This is a genomic window from Caballeronia grimmiae, from assembly GCF_000698555.1.
Lineage (GTDB): Bacteria > Pseudomonadota > Gammaproteobacteria > Burkholderiales > Burkholderiaceae > Caballeronia > Caballeronia grimmiae.
In genome coordinates this window covers 1-3,712 of sequence record NZ_JFHE01000094.1, presented here as the reverse complement: position 1 = coordinate 3,712, position 3,712 = coordinate 1, and the positions used below count along the sequence as shown (strand labels likewise).

2 protein-coding genes and 1 pseudogene are annotated in these 3,712 nt (G+C 58.7%); 1 reads left to right on the top strand and 2 read right to left on the bottom strand.

The annotated features are described in order from the left end of the window. A pseudogene (locus BG57_RS30580) lies at positions 1–637 on the top strand (transposase); the annotation flags it as partial. Between the two features lie 271 nt (positions 638–908). On the opposite strand, the gene BG57_RS30575 reads toward BG57_RS30580, so the two are convergent. Together BG57_RS30575 and BG57_RS30570 are read right to left on the bottom strand one after the other, a co-directional pair. Next, positions 909–3,194, bottom strand: a complete 2,286-nt coding sequence (locus BG57_RS30575; RefSeq protein ID WP_035970976.1) for a hybrid sensor histidine kinase/response regulator — start codon at positions 3,192–3,194, stop codon at positions 909–911. Between the two features lie 130 nt (positions 3,195–3,324). Next, positions 3,325–3,712, bottom strand: a 388-nt coding sequence (locus BG57_RS30570) for an integrase core domain-containing protein (protein ID WP_035970974.1), incomplete at its 5' end; no start/stop codon positions are given.

Genomic DNA, 3,712 nt, shown 5'->3' with positions numbered 1-3,712 from the left:
AACGACCGGCCAAAACAATTGTCGCTGCCCAACACGTCATGGCGCAAGGGTCACGAAGCGGTATGAAGCGCCCTTGACGCCGCTCGAGCGCGTCTTGCGGTCGGCGTCGGTTCCGGAGACGACCAAACGCAGACTGCGTGCGCAGTTTCGCGCGCTCGACCCGCTGGACCTCTTGAGCCGAATGCGCGAGGCTCAGCAGCACGTCGCGCGATGTAGCGAATCCGGCACGGCGCTGGCAGACGCAAAAGCACCTGGTCGTGTTCCTCTCGCGGAATTCCTGGCGAGTCTCGGGACAGCGTGGCAGGACGGCGAGGTAAGACCAACGCATCACCGAAAAGCGCGCGTCCCCCACACCTGGCGCAGCCGGGAAGATCCGTTCGAGCACACGTGGCCGACAATACAGAAATGGCTTGAAAGCGAGCCCGGAATTACAGCAAGGAAACTGCACGAGCGCCTCGTCGCGATGGCGCCGGCGATGTATTCCAGCGCCCAGTCGCGCACGCTGCAACGCAGGGTGAAGGTATGGCGATCGAACCGTGCCAGAGAACTAGTCATCCAGATACTCGGCGACACGGACGCGATGATGGCCGGCACCGCTACGCGGCACCAGCCTTCATCGCCAACCATCGGAGAATGACAATTACCCGGGAGTAACATGATCCCGTGAGGCCACACGGGCGGCCATCGTAATTGACAATCTACACCGCCCGCTCCCGCACCTCATCTGAATATCGCGTCCCGGTGGGCTTCCTTGCTTTGCTTTCGTTTTCTGTACTTCAAATCTCCAATTACAGCCAAGATCCGAAGTCTCCTACATTCCCGGGGCGATTCAGGCCGCTTACGCATGGTCGATCGGTCAACCAACTGGAAGCGGCAGATCATCGACATACTCGTGCCATCCTGGCTCTTTATCCCTGAGGCACTGAAACATTGCCCTCGGGGATTTTAACTCGTCGCCGAATCCACTCATCCAAGGCAGCAACTTCGGTGAGCGGCTTAAGGAAAGCAGTCACGCCGAGCTTGCGCAGGCGTTCCGCCTGGTCAACAAATCCCGTCAACATCATGAGCGGAAGATCGGGCTGGGCGTCGTGCAAATATTCGGCTAGCTCAATCCCCGTCATGCTGCCGGGCATTTGAACGTCGGAGATCACGACCTGAAATTGATGCGGGGGCTGCAGCCGCACATACGCGTCGTCTGCATTTGGGGAACGAGTTACGTCGTAACCAAAGGCGGCGAACATCGCTGCCTGAGCCTCGGCCACCATTTCATCATCTTCCACCAGGAGCATCCGCACGGATTCCGAATTTTCGGTCGCGTTCCGAACGGCGCTCGACGCAGCCTCATCGGCGCGTGAGGTCGTCCCTCGTGGGATGAACAGCGTTACAACCGTTCCGGTCGGTATCGCCGGCGCGATGCTGCAATGACCGCCGGACAGTTCGCAAAAGGACCGCACTTGGGACAGACCTAGGCCGGTGCCCTGACCGGGTGGCTTGGTCGAGAAAAACGGCTCGAATGCGCGTTTGGCCGTCGCGCTGTCAATTCCCGGCCCGCTATCAGCGATGTCAATCCTAACGTATTCGCTCAGCACGGAATCGTGATCACCGACTTGCGCGCGACAGTTGGAGAAAGCGACGGTAAGTCTGCCCCTCCCGTTCATTGCATCTCGGCCGTTGATTGCGATGTTGAGAAGGGCAAGCTCGAATTCAGACACGTCCACCCGGACGTCCCATAAGTCGTCTTGCGCCACAGTCTCTATAACAACCCCTTCGCCGACAGCTGATCGAAGCAAGCCCATCTGCCTGCTCCACTCGACCAAGCTGATAGATTCGGGCCGAAGCGGCTGCTTCTTGCTCACGGATAACAGCCGCCGCGTGAGGTTCTGACCCCGCTGCACGGCATTCAGAATGCCGTCCATAGATTCCTTTCGCTGCTGCGGCGCTTGTCGCGAAGCCGCGTGGGCAAATCCTAGGATAGCCATCAATAGATTGTTGAAGTCGTGTGCCACCAGCGCAACCATATTGCCCACCGCCTCAATACGCTGGTTTTCTTTGGCAATCGCTTCGATGGCGGCACGTCTGGAAGTCTCTTCTTCCGCGCGGAGCCAGAGTCGGGCCTCCTGGTTCAGCCTGCGAAGAGAGAAAAGAATGATGATGACGAGCGCCAAGCAGGGAACAGCGGTCACAATAGCCACGACGGCGAAGCGGGCAAGCCATGCGGAACGAATCACGCCAACGGCGATACCTGCGGTCACGTACGCGTTGTAGTTGCCTACTTTTCGGAACGCCAGGATCTTTTCTTCCCCGTCAACGCTTGACTTCATCGTCACGAGGCCGGCTTCGCGCCCGCTACGTAGCAAAGCAAAGAAAGCCGTGGTCGTGGAGATGCGTCCTGGACGGTTGACCTTGAAGGGATACCATGCCAAAACGGCACCGTCCCCCCGAATCATCCCGATTGTAATGGGGTTAGCGTCTACCACGCTGCGGTAGAAATTCTCGAAATACGTAGGAGACATTGCGATCGAGACCAGTCCTTCGAACCTACCGTCCGACCGAAGGTGTCCCTTCATAACGTTGAACGTCGGCTTACCTGTCACGCGCCCCGTCAGGGGTCCCGAGATGTACAGCTCCGTTGGGCGCGCCTTCGCGTCACGGAAATCGGCTCTGTCAGCGATGTTGACTGGAGGTGTTGGATAACGAAGGCTCGTTGCAGTGAGTCTCCCATCGGCGGAAAACACTGACAACGCGTCAACCTGGCCATATCCATGCACAAGCCGCTCTAGCCTGTCGTAGAAAGCTAGGTCGGCCAGGACGGGCGCGCTGTCGTCGTCGAGGCCGTCGAGGACCCGTTCCGCTAGGGCGGTGTCAATGTCGAGGATTTTCTGTGCATGTTCCTCCGCTATGAATGTTGAGCGTTGCGTTGCATCCTGCGCAGCCACCAATCGATCATTCCAGTCTTGCCATCCGTAAAGCGTTAGAAAGACGGCGGGGGCGAGTCCTGTGAGCAACAGAGCCAGCAAAAAAACCCCGCGAGTGCGGGAGAAGTGGGAGCGCGCGATCGCTTCGGCTGGCCCGCCAGTGATTAAGGATAGATGTCGAAGTGGCATATTGGTGGCCAGCTCGCAGGGATGCGAGAAGGCCCCCCATTCTAACCAGTTGAGCGGACGATCCTGACAAGCAGCGACAGGCAGCAGCATTTGCGAAGCGTCCGGGGCCGCAGGTGTCCAAAACGAACACCGCTCTGGCCGATTGCGCGGCTCGAAGGCGTGTAGATCGCCGCCACCATGCCAGGCACGCCTGTGACCTGCCTGATTTTTCCGGACCGTTTCAATCTTGAAGAACGGCCTCGGTTGCTTCATTTGAACAGTGCTGCTGCTTGAACTGGTTGGGTGTCAGGTAGGCCAAGCTCGAATGCGGTCGGATGGCATTGTAGTGACGCCACCATTGCTCGATTACGACCTTGGCTTCGACCCGCGTCCGAAACCATTCCAAGCTGAGGCATTCGTCCCGGAACTTGCCGTTGAAGCTCTCGTCGGCGCCGTTCTGCCATGGCTTGCCGGGATCGCTCAGTGCCATATCGATGCCGTTCTGTGCCGCCCATTTCAGGATGGCGTGCGAAACGAATTCCGGCCCGTTGTCCGAGCGCAAGTAGCGCGGCGCACCATGCAGGCTGATCAACTGTGACAGTGTCAACGGCACTCTGGAATTGATACGA